The sequence below is a fragment of the Microbacterium xylanilyticum genome (assembly GCF_054654695.1).
In genome coordinates, this window is the sequence record NZ_BAAIEN010000002.1 from 2,258,468 (window position 1) to 2,275,441 (window position 16,974).

16 protein-coding genes are annotated in these 16,974 nt (G+C 70.7%); 2 read left to right on the forward strand and 14 right to left on the reverse strand.

The window, feature by feature from the left end; genetic code table 11:
• Positions 1-6: 6 nt before the first annotated feature.
• From ACYQ1L_RS11470 to lepA, 12 genes are all read right to left on the reverse strand, one after another.
• Entirely contained in the window at positions 7-948 is a 942-nt protein-coding gene (locus tag ACYQ1L_RS11470; RefSeq protein ID WP_460004261.1) for an NADP-dependent oxidoreductase, read from the reverse strand.
• Between the two features lies 1 nt (position 949).
• On the reverse strand, positions 950-1,870 hold the full coding sequence (era, locus tag ACYQ1L_RS11475; protein ID WP_460004262.1) for a GTPase Era: 921 nt from the start codon (positions 1,868-1,870) through the stop codon (positions 950-952).
• On the reverse strand, positions 1,860-3,176 hold the full coding sequence (locus ACYQ1L_RS11480; RefSeq protein ID WP_460004263.1) for a hemolysin family protein: 1,317 nt from the start codon (positions 3,174-3,176) through the stop codon (positions 1,860-1,862). The genes era and ACYQ1L_RS11480 overlap by 11 nt, the downstream gene beginning before the upstream one ends.
• The gene (ybeY, locus tag ACYQ1L_RS11485) at positions 3,173-3,637 is read right to left on the reverse strand and encodes an rRNA maturation RNase YbeY (protein ID WP_460004264.1); all 465 of its coding nucleotides are present in this window, start codon (positions 3,635-3,637) and stop codon (positions 3,173-3,175) included. The genes ACYQ1L_RS11480 and ybeY overlap by 4 nt, the downstream gene beginning before the upstream one ends.
• Positions 3,634-4,689 (reverse strand): PhoH family protein, encoded by a 1,056-nt coding sequence (locus tag ACYQ1L_RS11490; protein ID WP_460004265.1) that lies wholly within the window; start codon positions 4,687-4,689, stop codon positions 3,634-3,636. Before ACYQ1L_RS11490 ends, ybeY begins: the two co-directional genes overlap by 4 nt.
• A 16-nt stretch (positions 4,690-4,705) precedes the next feature.
• A complete protein-coding gene (locus ACYQ1L_RS11495; protein ID WP_159576015.1) occupies positions 4,706-5,053 on the reverse strand; it encodes an HIT domain-containing protein in 348 nt (115 codons plus the stop codon).
• A 39-nt stretch (positions 5,054-5,092) separates the two neighbouring features.
• Positions 5,093-5,821: a 16S rRNA (uracil(1498)-N(3))-methyltransferase gene (locus ACYQ1L_RS11500; protein WP_460004266.1), complete on the reverse strand. Its 729-nt coding sequence runs from the start codon at positions 5,819-5,821 to the stop codon at positions 5,093-5,095.
• 5 nt (positions 5,822-5,826) lie between these two features.
• On the reverse strand, positions 5,827-6,933 hold the full coding sequence (gene dnaJ / locus ACYQ1L_RS11505; protein WP_460005810.1) for a molecular chaperone DnaJ: 1,107 nt from the start codon (positions 6,931-6,933) through the stop codon (positions 5,827-5,829).
• 48 nt (positions 6,934-6,981) lie between these two features.
• Positions 6,982-8,016 (reverse strand): heat-inducible transcriptional repressor HrcA, encoded by a 1,035-nt coding sequence (hrcA, locus tag ACYQ1L_RS11510; RefSeq protein ID WP_460004267.1) that lies wholly within the window; start codon positions 8,014-8,016, stop codon positions 6,982-6,984.
• Between the two features lie 97 nt (positions 8,017-8,113).
• Positions 8,114-9,361, reverse strand: coding sequence for a radical SAM family heme chaperone HemW (gene hemW / locus ACYQ1L_RS11515; RefSeq protein WP_460004268.1), 1,248 nt, complete (start codon positions 9,359-9,361; stop codon positions 8,114-8,116).
• Between the two features lie 13 nt (positions 9,362-9,374).
• Entirely contained in the window at positions 9,375-10,025 is a 651-nt protein-coding gene (locus ACYQ1L_RS11520; RefSeq protein WP_460004269.1) for a DUF1990 domain-containing protein, read from the reverse strand.
• A 75-nt stretch (positions 10,026-10,100) separates the two neighbouring features.
• A complete protein-coding gene (gene lepA, locus ACYQ1L_RS11525) occupies positions 10,101-11,954 on the reverse strand; it encodes a translation elongation factor 4 (RefSeq protein ID WP_460004270.1) in 1,854 nt (617 codons plus the stop codon).
• Positions 11,955-12,207: 253 nt separating this feature from the next.
• Here lepA and ACYQ1L_RS11530 point away from each other — a divergent pair, with 253 nt between their 5' ends.
• Both ACYQ1L_RS11530 and ACYQ1L_RS11535 read left to right on the forward strand, forming a co-directional pair.
• Positions 12,208-13,575, forward strand: a complete 1,368-nt coding sequence (locus ACYQ1L_RS11530) for an ABC transporter family substrate-binding protein (RefSeq protein ID WP_460004271.1) — start codon at positions 12,208-12,210, stop codon at positions 13,573-13,575.
• Positions 13,576-13,658: 83 nt separating this feature from the next.
• Entirely contained in the window at positions 13,659-14,375 is a 717-nt protein-coding gene (locus ACYQ1L_RS11535; protein ID WP_460004272.1) for an alpha/beta fold hydrolase, read from the forward strand.
• Here ACYQ1L_RS11535 and ACYQ1L_RS11540 read toward each other — a convergent pair.
• Positions 14,326-15,615 carry an MFS transporter gene (locus ACYQ1L_RS11540; protein WP_460004273.1) on the reverse strand — a complete coding sequence of 430 codons (1,290 nt, stop codon included), beginning with the start codon at positions 15,613-15,615 and terminating at the stop codon, positions 14,326-14,328. The two genes, ACYQ1L_RS11535 and ACYQ1L_RS11540, sit on opposite strands and share 50 nt — an antisense overlap.
• Positions 15,612-16,955: a GH1 family beta-glucosidase gene (locus ACYQ1L_RS11545; RefSeq protein ID WP_460004274.1), complete on the reverse strand. Its 1,344-nt coding sequence runs from the start codon at positions 16,953-16,955 to the stop codon at positions 15,612-15,614. Before ACYQ1L_RS11545 ends, ACYQ1L_RS11540 begins: the two co-directional genes overlap by 4 nt.
• Between the last annotated feature and the right edge of the window lie 19 nt (positions 16,956-16,974).

The window sequence follows — 16,974 nt, forward strand, 5'->3', positions numbered from 1 at the left end:
GACGCGCTACGGAAGGAGCGCGAGCTTGCCGCCGGGATGCTGTTCGGCGAGGAAGAGGGTCGCCTCGACCGCGTCGGCGAGCGGGTAGGTGCGCGCGACGGGCACCTCCAGCAGGCCCTCGTCCGCGAGGCGGGCGAGTTCGTCCCGGATGCCGTCGCGGAACGCCGCGCTGGCGGGCTGCGAGCCGGCGATGCTGAGGAACCCGTGCTCCGCGGCGCGCCCCGGCGCGGCGATCGTGACGATGCGCCCGAGGTCGCCGACGACCGCCAGCGAGACGTCCACGGCCTCGTCGGTGCCGACCGCGTCGAGCGCCGCACGGATCGGCACACCGAGCGCGCCCACGCGGTCCAGGAGACCGGGTCCGTAGGCGGTCGGGATCCCGCCGAAGCGCCGCACGCGCTCCGCACCGGCCTCGCTCGCGGTGCCGATGACCCGGACGCCGCGCAGCGCGGCCAGCTGCAGCACCATGACCCCGACCGCGCCGGATGCTCCGTGCAGCAGGATCGTGTCGCCGCTCTGCGCATGCACCCGCTCCAGCATCTCCGCGGCCGTGCTGCCTGCCAGGAGCAGGTTCGCCGCCGCGGCATGGGACAGCGGACCTGGCTTGCGGAACGCCATCTCCGCGGGGATCGTGAGGGCGCTCGCGTACCCGCCCTGCACGCGGAACGCGATCACCTCGTCGCCGACGCGGGCTTCGCCGGATCCGATCCGCGTCTCCGGCCCGATCGCCACGATCTCGCCCGACACCTCGTAGCCGATCGGCACGGGCAGGGCCGCGCCGGGACGGGGCGCCGCCACGTGCTTGCGGTCGGCGGGGTTCATCCCGGCGGCGCGGACGCGGACCGTGATCTCCCCCGGTCGCGGATCCGGCACCGTCGTCTCGACGAGTCGCCATTGCTCCGGCCCGCCCCAGGCCGGGGCGATCCAGTGCTGTGCGGCGAGCGGCACGTCAGAACCCCAGCCGGCCGAGCTGTTTCGGGTCGCGCTGCCATTCCTTGGCGACCTTCACGTGCAGGCCGAGGAACACGCGGGTGCCGAGCAGTTCCTCGATCCCGGCGCGGGCGCTGGCGCCGACCTCGCGGAGGCGCGCGCCCTTGCGTCCGATGATGATCGCCTTCTGGCTGTCGCGCTCCACGATGATCGACGCGTGCACGTCCGTCAGATCCGAGTCCTCGCGCGGCGCGATGTCATCGACGACGACCGCGATCGAGTGCGGGAGTTCGTCGCGCACGCCCTCGAGCGCCGCCTCGCGGATCATCTCGGCGATGCGGTCCTCCGTGGACTCGTCGGTGACGACGTCGTCCTCGTAGAGAGACGGCCCCTCCGGCATGAGCGCGAGCACCTCGTCGGCGAGCACGTCGAGCTGCACGCGGGTGAGCGCGGAGAGCGGGATGACCGCGGCCCAGTCCTCGCGCAGGGAGTCGACCTCCATGAGACGCTCGGTGATCTCGTCGCGGTCGGCGACGTCGACCTTCGTCACGATCGCTACCTTCTTCGCTCGCGGGTAGCCGTCGAGGGAGGCGGCGATGCGGCGATCGCCGGGACCGACCTTCTCGGTCGCCGGCACGCAGAACCCGATCACGTCCACGTCGCCGAGCACCTGCTCGACGAGGTCGTTGAGGCGCTCGCCCAGGAGCGTGCGGGGACGGTGGATCCCCGGGGTGTCCACGATCACGAGCTGCCCGTCCGACCGGTTCACGATGCCGCGGATCGCGCGCCGCGTGGTCTGCGGCTTCTCGCTCGTGATCGCGATCTTCTCGCCGACCAGGGCGTTGGTGAGGGTGGACTTGCCGACGTTCGGGCGCCCCACGAACGTCACGAAACCGCTGCGGTGCACGCCCTCGCTCTTCGCTTCGCGCTCATCGCTCATCGTGGTCCTCCTTGCTGAACCGCTCGGGCCCGTCCTGATCCTCCGCGAGCGGCTCCTCGGCCCGCTCCACGAAGACGTATTCGATGCCGCGCCCGCGACCGCGCGAGGCGCCGCCGGTGAGGAGGAGTCCGCGCACCACGGCGGTCGCGCCGGGCGTGGGGATGCGGCCGAGCTCCTTGCCCAGGAGTCCCCCGATCGAGTCGACGTCGTCGTCGGTGAGCTCCACGCCGAACAGCTCGCCGACATCCTCGAGACTCATCCGCCCGCTCACGCGGTAGTGACCCGGCTCGAGCTCGACGACCTCGGATCCAGGCCGGTCGTACTCGTCGGAGATCTCGCCGACGAGCTCCTCGATGAGATCCTCGAGCGTGACGAGCCCCGCGATCCCGCCGTGCTCGTCGATCACGATGCACACGTGCACGGAGTCCCGCTTCATCTGCTGCAGCAGCGTCTCCGCGCGCATGGATTCGGGGACGAACACCGCCGGCCGGGCGAGCCTGCGCACGGACGCGGTCCGCCAGCTGCGATCGTCCCGATAGGCGAACTGCACGAGGTCCTTGAGGTAGAGCACGCCCACGACGTCGTCGGCCTCGTCGTCCACGACCGGCACCCGCGAGATCCCGCGGGTCAGGAACAGATCCATCGCCTCGGAGGTCGTCGCGGTCGCGTCGACGGTGACCATGTCGGTGCGCGGCACCATGACGGCGCGCACGAACTGGTCGGTGAAATCGAACACCGAATGGATCAGCTCGCGATCGTCGGCCTCGATGAGGTCGTGCGACGCCGCCTCATCCACCATGCTCAGCAGCTGGGTCTCGGTGGCGAACGAGCTGCGCACGGCGCCGGGTGTGACCCGCCTGCCGAAGACGGCGAGGCCCTGCGCGATCGGACCGAGCAGCACCCGCACCGCGCGGATCGTCGGCGCGCACACGCGCAGCAGCGCCATCGCGTGCAGCCGGCCGAACGAGCGCGGACTGGCCCCCACGAGCACGAACGTGGTGCCGGTCATGATGACCACGGCCACGAGCATCGCCCACCAGATCTGGCCGCCGAACAGCAGCACGAGGGCGACGGTGACGAGCACGGCGGCGGCCGTCTCCACGAACACGCGCATGAACGCCACCGCGTTCGCATGCGGCTCGGGATCGGAAGCCATCCGCGCGAGGGCCGCCGCGTTGCGGCCCTCGGATCCCATCTCCTCGAGATCGGCACGCGAGGTGACCGACAGCGCCGCGTCGATCGCCGCCATCAGACCGCCGAAGGCGACGAGGAGGATGGCGGCGGCGAGCAGCAGGAACGGGGTCATCGACCGTGCGAGCGCTCGTCCGCCGCGAAGCCGGCGATGAGCTCCCGCTGCAGGCCGAACATCTCCTTCTCGTCCTCCGGCTCGGCGTGATCGAACCCGAGCAGGTGGAGCAGACCGTGGGTGGTGAGCAGGATCAGCTCGTCCATGAGCGTGTGCTTCGCCGCGGCGGCCTGCGTCTCCGCGACCTGCGGGCACAGCACGATGTCGCCGAGCAGCCCGGGGGGCGTGGGACGGTCCATGGTGCCGGGGCGGAGCTCGTCCATCGGGAAGCTCAGCACATCGGTCGGACCCGGCTCATCCATCCACTGCACGTGCAGCGCCTCCATGGCGCCCTCGTCGACGAGGACGATCGCCACGTCCGCGTCGGGACTGACGTTCAGCTCCGCGAGATTGCGCTCGGTGAGGCGCAGCAGCACCGTCTCGTCGATCGCGATGGCCGACTCGTTGTTGATCTCGATCACTTCAGGCCTCGTTTCGGCATGCGGTCTCGGGGGCCGGGGCGGAGCCCGGCGCGGCGCTCGGCGCGGTTGGCGAACTCTGCGGCCTGCTCCCGCTCGGCGCGCGCGGCCGTGCGCTGCTCGTCGTACTCGGTGTAGGCGTCCACGATGCGGCCGACCAGGGAATGACGGACCACGTCGTCGCTGGTGAGGCGCGAGAAGTGGATGTCGTCGATGTCCTTCAGCACCCGTGTGACCAGCCGCAGGCCCGAGGCGCCGGTGGGCAGGTCCACCTGGGTGATGTCGCCGGTGACGACCATCTTCGTGCCGAAGCCGAGACGGGTGAGGAACATCTTCATCTGCTCCGGCGTGGTGTTCTGCGCCTCGTCCAGCACGACGAAGGAGTCGTTGAGCGTGCGCCCGCGCATGTACGCCAGCGGCGCGACCTCGATCGTTCCGGTCGCCATGAGCTTCGGCACGATCTCCGGATCCATCATCTCGTTGAGCGCGTCGTAGAGCGGACGCAGATACGGGTCGATCTTGTCCGTCAGCGTGCCGGGCAGGAACCCGAGCCGCTCCCCCGCCTCGACGGCGGGGCGGGTCAGGATGATCCGCTCGACCTCCTTGCGCTGCAGGGCCTGCACGGCCTTCGCCATCGCGAGATAGGTCTTCCCGGTGCCGGCCGGACCGATCCCGAACACGATGGTGTTCTGGTCGATCGCGTCGACGTACTCCTTCTGGCCGAGGGTCTTCGGGCGGATGACCCGGCCGCGGGTCGACAGGATGGCCTCGCCGAGCACCTCGCTCGGGCGCACGCCCTCGCGCTCGAGCATGCGCGCGGACTGCGCCACGTCGCTGGGGTGCAGCGGATGCCCGGTGCGCGTCAGCTCGATGAGCTCGTCGACCAGCTTCTGCGCGGCACGGACCGCGGCGGGGGCGCCCGTCAGCGTGACCTCGTTGCCGCGCACCAGCACGTCGACCTCGGGGTGCTCCTTCTCGAGCATGCGCAGCAGGCGGTCCTGCGGGCCGAGCAGCTGCACCATGGCGATGCCGTCCACCTCGATCCGAGCCGTCATGGACTCGGTCGTTTCATCAGAAGCCAACGAGCTTGTTCTCCTCGAGATTGCCGAGCACATGGGCGTGCACGTGGAAGACGGACTGAGCGACGCTCGCGCCGTTGTTGAAGATGAGGCGGTACTCCCCGTTGGCGTGGTCGACGGCGATCTGCTTCGCCGCGGCGACCATCTTCGCCATCAGCCCGGGGTCCCCGGCGGCGAGCTCGGTGACATCGCGGTACCGCTCGGACTTGGGGATCACGAGAACGTGGAGCGGCGCCTGCGGGTTGATGTCGCGGATCGCGAAGACGTCTTCGGTCTCCAGCAGGATCTCGCCGGGGATCTCCCCGTTCAGGATTCGCGTGAAGATCGAGGGTTCGCTCATGCGATCAGTCTATCCGCGCGGTGCGAGGCGGCGGCGGACCTACCAGCGCCCCCGTGCCACGTTCAGCACCGCGATGGCGGCCGGCCCGGCCGTCGAGGTGCGCAGCACGGTGTCGCCGAGCAGCACGCGCTCGGCACCGGCTGCCGCCAGGCGCTCGAGCTCCTCGGGCGCGATGCCCCCCTCCGGCCCCACCACGAGCACGATGTCCCGCCTATCGGGCACGATCGTGGAGAGCCGCTCCGGCGCGGTCGGATCCAGGATCAGCACGCGCTGGGCTCCGGCACGGCGCACCAGATCGGCGGTGCTCTCCACTGCGGACACCTCGGGGATCCACGACCGATGCGCCTGCTTCGCGGCCTCCCGAACGATGGTCGCCCAGCGCTCCCGGCCCTTGGCCGCCTTGGCGCCCTCCCAGCGGGACACGCTGCGCGCCGCCTGCCACGGGACGATCTCGTCCACACCGAGTTCGCAGGCCGCCTGCACGGCGAGCTCGTCGCGGTCGCCCTTCGCCAGCGCCTGCACGAGCAGGATCCGCGGATCGGGGCGCGGGTCCTCGCGGCGCTCCAGGACGCGCACCTCGACCAGCGCCGGCGCGGCGGAGACGACCTCGCCCTCGAGCCAGACGCCGGCGCCGTCGCCCAGTGTGATGGGCTCGCCGAGGCGCACCCGGCGCACGACGGCCGCGTGCTTGGCCTCCGGCCCGGTGAGGGAGACCAGGGATCCGACGGGCGCCCCGGTCGCGTCCGGCGTCACGAAGTGCAGCGCCATGGGCGTCAGCCGCGGAACCGGTCGCGCAGCTTGGAGAACAGCCCCTGGTGGAACTCGGCCAGCTTCGGCGCGGGCGCCTTGGTGCGCTTGGCGAACTCCTCGATGAGCTGGCGCTGCTTGTGGTCGAGCTTCGTCGGGGTGAGCACCTGCACGCCGACGCGCAGGTCGCCCCGCTGGGTTCCGCGCAGGGGCGTGATGCCACGGCCCTTGATCGTCAGCACGTCGCCCGACTGCAGGCCCTGCCGGATCTCCAGCTCCACGGGGCCGTCCAGCGACTCGATGGTGGTCGTGGTGCCGAGGATCGCATCGCTCATCGCGACCTCGAGCGTGGCGAGCAGGTCGTCGCCGTCGCGGCTGAAGCGCGGGTGCGGGGCGACCGTCACCTCGACGTACAGATCGCCGTTCGGGCCGCCGGCGCGGCCGACCTCGCCGGATCCGGGCAGCTGCAGGCGCAGACCCGTCTCCACGCCGGACGGGATGTCCAGTCCGACGGTGCGACGCGAGCGCACCCGGCCCTGCCCGTTGCAGGTCTGGCACGGGAACGGGATGGTGGTGCCGAAGCCCTCGCAGGAACCGCAGGGGGCCGTCGTGATGACGTTGCCGAGCAGACTCCGCACCTGCTGCTGCACGTGACCGGATCCGCCACAGATGTCGCAGGTCACGGGCGACGTGCCCTCCGCGCAGCAGGATCCGTGGCAGGTCTCGCACAGCACGGCCGTGTCGACCTCGATGTCGCGATGCACACCGAACACGACGTCGGAGAGGTCGAGGGTGACCCGGACGAGCGCGTCCTGGCCGCGCTCCCGGCGCGAACGCGGACGCGCGGCCCGCGCACCTCCGCCGCCGAAGAATGTCTCGAAGATGTCGCTGAAGCCGCCGAACCCGCCGAAGCCGCCGTTGCCGTTCTGGTCGCCGCCCATGTCGTAGCGGCGCCGGGAGTCGGCGTCGCTGAGCACGTCGTAGGCGTGCGTCACGAGCTTGAACCGCTCCGCGGCCTCCTCACTGGGGTTCACGTCGGGGTGCAGCTCCCGTGCGAGCCGCCGGTACGCCTTCTTGATCTCGTCCTCACTGGCGTCGCGCGAGACGCCGAGGACCTCGTAGTGATCCGTCACCATCGCCTTTCCGGGCCGCCCTGCGGCGGCGTGTCTGGATCCGGCCGCTCAGCGACCGGTCTCGTCCTCCTCGAGCAGGCGCGACAGGTAGCGGGCCACGGCCCGCGCCGCCGCGAGGTTGCTCGGATAGTCCATGCGGGTCGGGCCCATGACGCCCACGCGGGCGGTGCCCCCGTGCGTCATGTAGTCGCTCGCCACGATCGAGGCCTCGTCCAGGCCGAACGCCGCGTTCTCGGTGCCGATGCTCGCCGCGAGCCCGTGCTCGTCGACGCGCATCTCGCTCATCAGCCGCAGCAGCGTCACCTGCTCCTCGATCGCCTCGAGGAGCGGGTGGATGCTGCCGCGGAAGTCGTGCTCGCGGCGCGCCAGGGTCGCCGCGCCCGCCATCACGAGGCGCTCCTGCCGGAACTCGGCGAGCTCCTCCGCCACCGCCCGCAGCAGCGCGGTCTGCGCCGCGCCGAGCCGGGGGCCGAGCGCCCCCTCGCTCGCCGCGGCGATGCGCTCGGCGCCGCGGCGCACGGAGTGGCCCGTGATGAGCGCGGTGATCGTGGCGCGCAGTGCCGCGATCTCGCCCTCGTCGAGCTCCACGGGCAGCGGCACGATCCGCTGCGACACCCCGCCCGCGTCGGTCACCAGCACGACGAGCAGCCGGTTGGGCGCGAGAGCGACGAGCTCGACGTGCGTGACGTGCGCCTGGGCGAACGACGGGTACTGCGCGAGCGCCACCTGCCCGGTGAGCCGGGTGAGCACCCGAACTGTGCGGACCATCAGATCGTCCAGGTCGGCCGCATCCGCGAGGAAGGTCGTGATGGCGCTGCGCTGGGCCGCGGTGAGCGGCCGCACCTGCGCCAGGTGGTCGACGAAGACGCGGTAGCCCTTGTCGGTGGGGACGCGACCGGAGGAGGTGTGCGGGGCCGCGATGAGCTCCTCGTCCTCGAGCTGCGCCATGTCGTTGCGGATCGTGGCGGCGGACACGCCGAAGGCATGCCGCTCGACGATCGACTTGCTCCCGACCGGCTCGTTCGTCTCGACGTAGTCCTCGACGATGGCGCGGAGCACCTGGAGCCCGCGTTCCGAGACCATCGCTCCTCCTCTTGGCTGGCACTCGTACCTGTTGAGTGCCAATCCTATCCTGCCCCGCCGAGAGCGGGCCGAGCAACGACACTCCCTGGTCCGGGGCTCAGTCCGTCAGGGCGCGCACCACAGCGTCGGCGAGCAGGCGGCCGCGCAGGGTGAGCACGAGCGAGCCGCGCAGCGCGCTCGCTGCATCGACGAGCCCGTCGGCGATGAGCCCGGCGACCCGCGTGCGCGCGTCCGGGACGAGGTCGGCGAGCGGGAGCCCCTCGGCCATCCGCGAGCGCAGCAGGATCCGCTCCAGCCCGGCGGCATCGGCGTCGGGGCGCTCCGTGCCGGCCGCCGGCGATTCCCCTGCGGCGAGCCGCTGCGCGTACGCCGCCGGGTGCTTCACGTTCCACCAGCGCAGCCCGGCGACGTGGCTGTGGGCGCCCGGGCCGAACCCCCACCAGTCCGTCCCCCGCCAGTACGCCATGTTGTGCCGGGACCGCTGATCCGCCCCGCCGCCGGCGTCCCCGCCGACTTCCGGTCGGCGTGCCCAGTTGCTCACCTCGTACCAGTCGTACCCCGCCTCCGCCAGCACGGTGTCCGCGAGCTCGTACATGTCGGCCTGCAGGTCGTCGTCCGGCGCCGGAACCTCGCCGCGGCGGATCTGCCGCGCGAGCTTGGTGCCGTCCTCGATGATCAGCGCGTACGCCGAGAGGTGATCGGGATCCAGTCCGACCGCGGTCTCCAGCGAGGTGCGCCAGTCGTCCAGCGATTCCCCGGGCGCGCCGTAGATGAGGTCGACGCTCACCGCGAGGCCGGCAGCACGTGCAGCGTCCACGGCCGTGCGCACGTTCTCCGGCCGGTGGGTGCGGTCCAGGGCTGCCAGCACGTGCGGCACGGCCGACTGCATCCCGATCGACATGCGGGTGACGCCGGCGTCGGCGAGCTCCCGCGCCACGGCCGGGGTGACGGTGTCGGGGTTGGCCTCCACGGTGACCTCGGCGCCGTCGACGATGCCGAACGCGTCGATCGCGGCGCCGAGCATGCGCGCCAGGTCGCCGGCCGGCAGCAGCGTCGGCGTGCCGCCGCCGAAGAACACGGTGCTCAGGGGGCGCAGGGGTCCGCGCTCCGCGAGGACGTCACGGGCGAGCGCGATCTCCTGGATGAGCGTGTCGGCGTACGCGTCCTGGCGCGCGCCGCGCAGCTCGGAGGCCGTGTACGTGTTGAAGTCGCAGTAGCCGCAGCGCACGCGGCAGAACGGCACGTGAAGGTAGGCGGAGAACGCCGCATCCGGATCGATCCGCAGATCGGCGGGCAGCCGCCCGTCCGCCGGCGCCGGATCCCCGAGCGGGAGCGGGCCGGCCATCAGGACCGCACTATCACACCGGTGTCGCGTACAGCGGCGAGATCGCGCGCAGATAGCGGGCGAAGAGCTCGCGGCGGCGGCGCTTCACGAGGAACGGGAAGCTCCGGTACAGGAAGCTGTTCGGGCGGTCGAAGGCGCGCACGGTGAACCACACCTCGTCGGCGTCGTTCCACTCGATGTCGAAGGACTCCTCGCCGCTGACCACGGATCCGGCGACCGTGCCGAGCACGAATCCGATCCGATGCGTCTGCTCGGTCACCGAGATCACCCGCAGCTCCGCGTCGGCGCGCATGCCGCCGACACGGCCGTGCACCTTCAGCGTCATCCCGGGGCCCGCCCACGGGGTGCCGTCCTCCGCATAACGCGGCTCGATCTCCAGGTGGCTCGGCGCGATCGGCTTGCCCTCCGCGTCGAAGCTGACGCCGGCATAGCCGGGGCTCGAAGCGGGGCGCACATCCGTGAGCTGCAGACCGGCCGCTCGCTGCGCCGTCCACGACAGCAGCGCGTCGCCGGCCGTGCGGAACCGCTCCTCGCCGCTGCCGAGCGGCCAGGACTCCTCCGCGGGGATGCTCTGCTCCGGCGGATACTGCATCAGGTCGGGCGCGTGGGTCGCCCCCACGGCGGCATAGTCCACCGTTCCTTCTCGGAATGTCCCGCGACGCATGACAACCACCCTACTTGCCGGCACCGGCGCCTCGCCCAGGTTCTCCCAAGGGTGGCGTGCTCCGCGTGCCGTCCGCTACTTCTTGTCCTTGCCCTCGACGTCGCCCGAGAGCGCGGCGATGAACGCCTCCTGAGGGACCTCGACGCGGCCGACCATCTTCATCCGCTTCTTGCCCTCCTTCTGCTTCTCGAGGAGCTTGCGCTTGCGGGTGATGTCGCCGCCGTAGCACTTGGCCAGCACGTCCTTGCGGATCGCGCGGATGGTCTCGCGGGCGATGATCCGGGCGCCGATCGCCGCCTGGATCGGCACCTCGAACTGCTGGCGAGGGATGAGCTTGCGCAGGCGCTCGGCCATCATCGTGCCGTAGGCGTAGGCCTTGTCACGGTGCACGATCGAACTGAACGCGTCGACCTTCTCCCCCTGCAGCAGGATGTCGACCTTGACCAGGTCGGCCTCCTGGGATCCGTTCGGCTCGTAGTCGAGCGAGGCGTAGCCCTGGGTCTTCGACTTGAGCTGGTCGAAGAAGTCGAAGACGATCTCGCCGAGCGGCATGTTGTAGCGCAGCTCGACACGCTCCTCGGAGAAGTACTCCATGCCCAGCAGCGAGCCGCGGCGGGACTGGCACAGCTCCATGACCGTGCCCACGTAGTCCTTCGGCAGCAGGATCGCGGCCTTCACCATGGGCTCGGAGACGGACCCGATCCGCCCGTCCGGGTACTCGCTGGGGTTCGTGACCGTGACGGTCTCGCCGGTGTCGCTGGTGACGACTTCGTAGATCACGCTGGGCGCGGTCGTGATGAGGTCGAGCCCGAACTCGCGCGAGAGGCGCTCGGTGATGATCTCCAGGTGCAGCAGGCCGAGGAAGCCGCAGCGGAAGCCGAAGCCGAGCGCGACCGAGGTCTCCGGCTCGTACTGCAGCGATGCGTCCGACAGCTTCAGCTTGTCCAGCGCCTCGCGGAGCTCGGCGTAGTCGCTGCCGTCGATCGGGTAGATGCCGCTGAAGACCATCGGCTTGGGATCCGTGTATCCGGCGAGCGCCTCGGCCGCGGGCTTGCGGGCGTTCGTGATGGTGTCGCCGACCTTCGACTGCCGCACGTCCTTCACGCCGGTGATGAGGTAGCCGACCTCCCCCACGCCCAGGCCCTTGGTCGGCACCGGCTCGGGGCTGGAGACGCCGATCTCGAGCAGCTCGTGGTTGGCGCCGGTGGACATCATCTGGATCCGCTCACGCGGCGACAGCTTGCCGTCCACCATGCGGACGTAGGTCACCACGCCGCGGTACGCGTCGTACACGGAGTCGAAGATCATCGCGCGGGCCGGCGCGTCGGCGTCGCCGACCGGGGCCGGGATCTCCTGCACGAGCCGGTCGAGGAGGGCCTCCACGCCGACGCCGGTCTTGCCGGACACCCGCAGCACGTCGTCGGGGCTGCCGCCGATGAGGTCCGCCAGCTCCTTGGCGTACTTCTCCGGCTCGGCCGCGGGGAGGTCGATCTTGTTCAGCACCGGGATGATCGTGAGGTCGTTCTCGAGCGCCAGGTACAGGTTCGCCAGCGTCTGGGCCTCGATGCCCTGGGCGGCGTCCACGAGCAGGATCGCACCCTCGCACGCCGCGAGCGACCGCGACACCTCGTAGGTGAAGTCGACGTGCCCGGGCGTGTCGATCATGTTCAGCGCGAACGTCTCCCCGCCGATCTGCCACGGCATCCGCACGGCCTGGCTCTTGATCGTGATCCCGCGCTCGCGCTCGATGTCCATGCGGTCGAGGTACTGCGCGCGCATGTCGCGGTCGGCCACCACGCCGGTGATCTGGAGCATCCGGTCGGCCAGCGTCGACTTGCCGTGGTCGATGTGGGCGATGATGCAGAAGTTGCGGATCTGCTGCGGCGGCGTGGCGGCCGGCTGCAGCGGAGTAAGGGCGCGAGGTGACATGGGGTCCTGAACGATGCGGGGTCCGGCGAGCGGATCGGGCTCTCCCGGCGCGAGCCGGGTATCCCGTCGATTCTACGGGAGCGCTCGACCCGCGCGGAGGCGGCTCGACCGGCGGGCGGGTGCGGACGGGGCCGCGCCCGATATACGGGTCAGCGCCCGGGCGGTGATAGTCTCGCGAAGTTGCCCCCGCTCGACACCGGGTCCCAGGGGTCACTGCACTCCGTCTCATGCGAGTCCACGAGCGGAGCGCCACATGACGGTCTCGCCGGCGGTGCTCGACACGGCACCGATCCAGCGCCGTAAGGCCGTCTGGAACGACGGGACGCCGATCGACTGGACCGCCTTCGAGACCACCTGGAAGGCCAACAACGGCTCCGACGAGGCCTACAAGGTCAGCTCGACGGACAACTGGAAGAACATCGAGTCGGTGACCAAGGGCGCCACCGACAAGGACGTCATCGTCACCTTCAAGGGCAAGTTCGCCTGGCCCGAGGCCGTCTTCTCCACGATCCTGAACCCGAAGGTCAACTCGGCCGACGCGTTCAAAACCGCCTACGTGGAGAACGCGCACCCCGAGTGGGGCGCCGGCCCGTACAAGCTCACCAAGTTCGACACGAAGTGCCAGAGCGCGACGCTCGAGCCCAACGAGAAGTGGTGGGGGGACAAGCCGCTGCTCGACAAGGTCACCTTCACGGGGCTGGACTCGACGGCACGCATCAACGCCTTCAAGAACGGCGAGATCGACGCCGCCGAGACGCCCAACAAGGACGCTCTCGCGCAGGTCGCCGGCATGAAGAACGTCGTCACCTACCGCGCGCAGCGCACCTCGAAGACGGTGCTGATCGTCGACTCGTCCAAGCCGCAGTTCAAGGACATCAAGGTGCGTCAGGCGTTCTTCATGGGCGCCAACATCGATGAGCTGAAGAAGGTCATCTGGAACGGCCTCGGCTACTCCGAGAACGCCGTGGGCTCGATGAACCTCTACAGCTTCCAGGACGGCTACGCCGACTCCTTCAAGGAGGCGGGCCTGAAGTTCGACGCCGCCGGCGCCAAGAAGCTCCTCGACGAGGCGGGCTGGAAGGAAGGCAAGGACGGCGTCCGCGAGAAGGACGGCGTCAAGCTCTCCGTCGTCTTCCCCAACCACAACGACTCGCCCACCACGATCGCGATGCTGAAGGCCCTGCAGCAGCAGGAGAAGGCCATCGGCATCGACATCAAGATCGAGCAGCGTCCGTCTTCCGACTTCTCGACCGACTTCACCACGAAGAACTGGGACGCGTTCTCGCTGCAGTTCACGGACGGCGACCCGTTCGGCCCGGCCTACTTCTGCCAGCTCTACTGCTCGGACAGCTCCCTGAACCTGTCCGGCACGAGCACGCCGGCGATCGACGAGAAGATCAAGAAGGACGTCGAGTCGCAGACGACCGCCGAGTCGTGGACCAAGGCCGCGATGAAGCTCGAGCCCGAGATCATCAAGGAGACCTGGGGCGTCATCCCGCTCTACAACGGTCCCTGGATCGTGACGGCCAAGAAGGGCCTGTCGAACCTCACCCCGGAGCCCTACGTGGGCCTCGACGGGTTCGGTGTGCAGCCCGTGGAGAACGTGGGCTGGGAGAAGTAAGCTCACGCGGTTCCCGAGCGGGGTCGGTGGTTCGCCACCGGCCCCGCTTTCGCGTGTGCGGACCGGCTTCCTAGACTCGAGGCATGACCGTCTCCGTGGTGTTCGTGCACGGGATCCGCACCTCGGCGACCATGTGGCGCGCGCAGCAGGAGTACCTGTCCGCACGAGGAACCTCCTCGGTGGCGGTGGATCTGCCGGGCCACGGCACGCGCAGGGACGAGCGGTTCACGCTCGCGGAGGCGATGCGCACGATCGACGATGCGGTGCGGAGCGCCGACGGCACGGTGCTGCTGGTGGGGCATTCGATGGGCGGCCTGCTCTGCACCGCGTACGCCGGCGCGGAGGAGCCGGCCCCGATCGCGGGCCTGATCGGCGCGTCGTGCACGGCGCTTCCCCGCGGCGCCGGACTCGCCGCCTATCGCGTGCTCGCGGGGGCGCTCAACGCGATGCCCGACCGCGGGTTGTGGCTGAGCCGGCGGGTGCTGGACATCACTCTGCCCGCCTCCACCCGCGACGACTTCGGAGCCGGCGGGTACGCGATGGCCGCACAGGACGAGGCCCTGCGCGCGCTGGCCGCGCTGGATCTGCTGTCCGCCGTGCCGCGCATCACGGTGCCGACGTGGTTCGTGAACGGACAGTTCGACCAGCTCCGCACGCACGAGACGCTCTACCGCCGGCTCGCTCCCGACGCGGAGTTCATCGTCGTGCCGCGGACCACCCACCTCGTCACCGCGATGCGGCCGCGCGTGTTCAACGCGGTGTTGGAACTGGCGCTCGCGACGCTGGAGCGGACGTCCTGACCACATAGGTCATCACTCCCCCGACCACGGACAGCACCGCCGCGGCGGTGAACAGCAGCCAGAATCCGCCGACGAGGGCCACCAGTCCGGCGCCCAGCAGCGGACCGAGCAGCTGGCCGAGCTGCGCCGACACGTTCACCAGCCCGAGGTCTCGGGCGTGGTCGTCCGGATCTGTGAGCAGATCGGTGGCGAAGGCGAGGCTCACCGCCATGTAGGCCCCGTAGCCGGCCCCCATGATCGCCGCCGCGATCGAGGTCATCACGAGGGACGGGCTGATCAGGATGACGACGCCGGAGACCGCCTGCACGACCGCGGACGCCGCGGTGAGCGCGCGACGCCGCCGCAGCGGGTTCCCGGCGGTGCGGTCCGACACCATGCCGGCGACGATCGACGCGATCACGACGAACACCGTGTAGATCACGATGAGCAGCAGCAGGTCGTCCTGCGCCTCCGCCGCCGGCACCCGGACGCCGTAGAGCAGGAAGAACAGCAGCAGCGACGTGCCGAAGGCGTTGCCGATGTTCACCACGAGACGGCTGACCAGCAGCCAGAGGAAGTCGCGGTCGCGCCAGGAGGCACGGTGGGCCGCCGTGCGCGGCGCGGGCAGGGCGAGCTCATGCGCCGGCGCATCCGGGAGCAGCACGGCGGTGCCGACGCCGACGACCGCGATGACCGCAGCGAGCAGCAGGTACGCGTCCCAGATGCCCAGGCCCAGCAGCACGACGGCGCCCACGCCGACGACGATCCCGACCGCCTGTGCGGAGCTCGCCGCCGCCGACGCGGAGCCGCGCTGGGTCGTCAGCTGATCGGCGATCATGGCCGTGAGCGCGGCCATCGCGACCGAGACGCCCACGGACACCACGATCCACGCGGCGCCCACGGCGACCGGACCGGTCGCGAGTCCCGTGAGCACCAGTCCCGCAGCCGCCACCAGGGAGCCGGCGATCGCCCACGGGCGCCGCCGGCCCCAGCGCGAGCGAGTGCGGTCGGACCAGCGTCCGGACACCGGGGCGGCGATGATGCCGACGAGCCCGCCGACGGAGAGCACGATGCCGGCCCAGACGACGCCCGCGATCCAATCCTGGCCCTGGCTGTTCGTGTCCAGCTGCAAGGGCAGCAGCAGCTGGATCGGAGTGAGCTGGACCGTCCAGATCGCCAGCCACGCGAGCGTGAACAGCGTCATCCAGACCGGGCCGACGCGCTTCGGCGCGCCGGCGACGGATCCTGCGGCTGCGGTCACGACCGTGCCTCTTCGATGAGTGCGCGATACCAGGAGTAGGAGGCCTTGGGAGTGCGCTGCCCCGTGGCCATGTCGACATGCACGAGTCCGAAGCGCTGCGTGTATCCCTCCGCCCATTCGAAGTTGTCCAGCAGCGACCACACCGTGTACGCGTCGATGCGCACCCCCGCGCGCATCGCATCGAGCACGGCGGCCAGGTGCCCGCGCAGGTACGCGATGCGATCGGCGTCGTCGACCGGACCGTCGACGTGGTCCGGCTCGGGGAAGGACGCGCCGTTCTCGGCGATCACCACGGGCGGCAGCGCATCGGCGTAGCGCGCCTTCGCGTCGACGAGGAAGGCGGTGAGCGCCTCGGGCACGATCGGCCACAGCGGACCGAAGCCGGTCACCGGCGCTCCCGGCGTGGGCACCACCTCGAACGGCACGGGTCCTTCCGCGGCGGCCACCGTCGTCGGGTTGTAGTAGTTGACGCCGTAGACGTCGCTCGGGGCGCCGATCAGCGCGAGGTCGCCGTCCTGCACCGGCAGGGTGACGCCCAGCGGTTCGAGGTCCGGATATCGGCCGAGCAGCACGGGATCCGCGAACAGCCGGTTGTGCAGCAGGTCGTACAGATACGCCGCCTGCAGATCGGCGTCCGACGTGGATGCGGGGAGCACCTGCGTGTGGTTGTTGACGATGCCGACCCGCGTCGCGCCGCGACCACGCAGGATCCGGAGGGCGTAGCCGTGGGCCAGGAGCTGGTGGTGCACTGTCGGCAGGGCGTCGAAGAGCAGCGCGCGTCCCGGCGCGAGCTCGCCGATCGCGTAGCCCTGCAGCGTCGTGGAGACGGGCTCGTTGATCGTGTACCACGACCGCACCCGGTCGCCGAGGGCGTCCGCCACCACCTCGACGTACTCCGCGAACCGCTCCGCCGTGCCACGGCTCAGCCAGCCGCCCATCGCCTCCAGACGGGACGGCAGATCCCAGTGGTACAGCGTGGGCGTCGGCGTTATGCCCGCGTCGAGGAGACGATCGACGAGGCGGTCGTAGTACGCGAGCCCCTGCGGGTTGGGCCGCCCCTCCGGAAGCACACGCACCCAGGAGAGCGAGAACCGGTACTGGTCGACGCCGAGATGCGCGAGCAGCGCGACGTCCTCAGCGGCGCGGTGGTAGCTGTCGGGGCCTGGATCCGCGGTCGCGCCGTCCCGCACGCGCCCCGGCACGTCGACGAAGTCGTCCCAGATGGACCGGGACCGGCCGTCCTCGTCCCTCGCCCCCTCGATCTGGAACGCCGCCGTCGCGGCGGAGAATCCCAGCCGGCGCAGCAGCGCACGATCCAGCGGGGCAGCGGGTACGGGCATGGACGGCTCCTTCGGGTCC

What these genes read in the sequence shown, in the direction of transcription:
- era (WP_460004262.1), bottom strand. Translation starts at nt 1,870, where the DNA reads ATGAGCGATGAGCGCGAAGCGAAGAGCGAGGGCGTGCACCGCAGCGGT.
- ACYQ1L_RS11480 (WP_460004263.1), bottom strand. Translation starts at nt 3,176, where the DNA reads ATGACCCCGTTCCTGCTGCTCGCCGCCGCCATCCTCCTCGTCGCCTTC.
- ACYQ1L_RS11490 (WP_460004265.1), bottom strand. Translation starts at nt 4,689, where the DNA reads ATGACGGCTCGGATCGAGGTGGACGGCATCGCCATGGTGCAGCTGCTC.
- ACYQ1L_RS11495 (WP_159576015.1), bottom strand. Translation starts at nt 5,053, where the DNA reads ATGAGCGAACCCTCGATCTTCACGCGAATCCTGAACGGGGAGATCCCC.
- ACYQ1L_RS11500 (WP_460004266.1), bottom strand. Translation starts at nt 5,821, where the DNA reads ATGGCGCTGCACTTCGTGACGCCGGACGCGACCGGGGCGCCCGTCGGA.
- hrcA (WP_460004267.1), bottom strand. Translation starts at nt 8,016, where the DNA reads ATGGTCTCGGAACGCGGGCTCCAGGTGCTCCGCGCCATCGTCGAGGAC.
- hemW (WP_460004268.1), bottom strand. Translation starts at nt 9,361, where the DNA reads ATGGCCGGCCCGCTCCCGCTCGGGGATCCGGCGCCGGCGGACGGGCGG.
- ACYQ1L_RS11520 (WP_460004269.1), bottom strand. Translation starts at nt 10,025, where the DNA reads ATGCGTCGCGGGACATTCCGAGAAGGAACGGTGGACTATGCCGCCGTG.
- lepA (WP_460004270.1), bottom strand. Translation starts at nt 11,954, where the DNA reads ATGTCACCTCGCGCCCTTACTCCGCTGCAGCCGGCCGCCACGCCGCCG.
- ACYQ1L_RS11530 (WP_460004271.1), top strand. Translation starts at nt 12,208, where the DNA reads ATGACGGTCTCGCCGGCGGTGCTCGACACGGCACCGATCCAGCGCCGT.
- ACYQ1L_RS11535 (WP_460004272.1), top strand. Translation starts at nt 13,659, where the DNA reads ATGACCGTCTCCGTGGTGTTCGTGCACGGGATCCGCACCTCGGCGACC.
- ACYQ1L_RS11545 (WP_460004274.1), bottom strand. Translation starts at nt 16,955, where the DNA reads ATGCCCGTACCCGCTGCCCCGCTGGATCGTGCGCTGCTGCGCCGGCTG.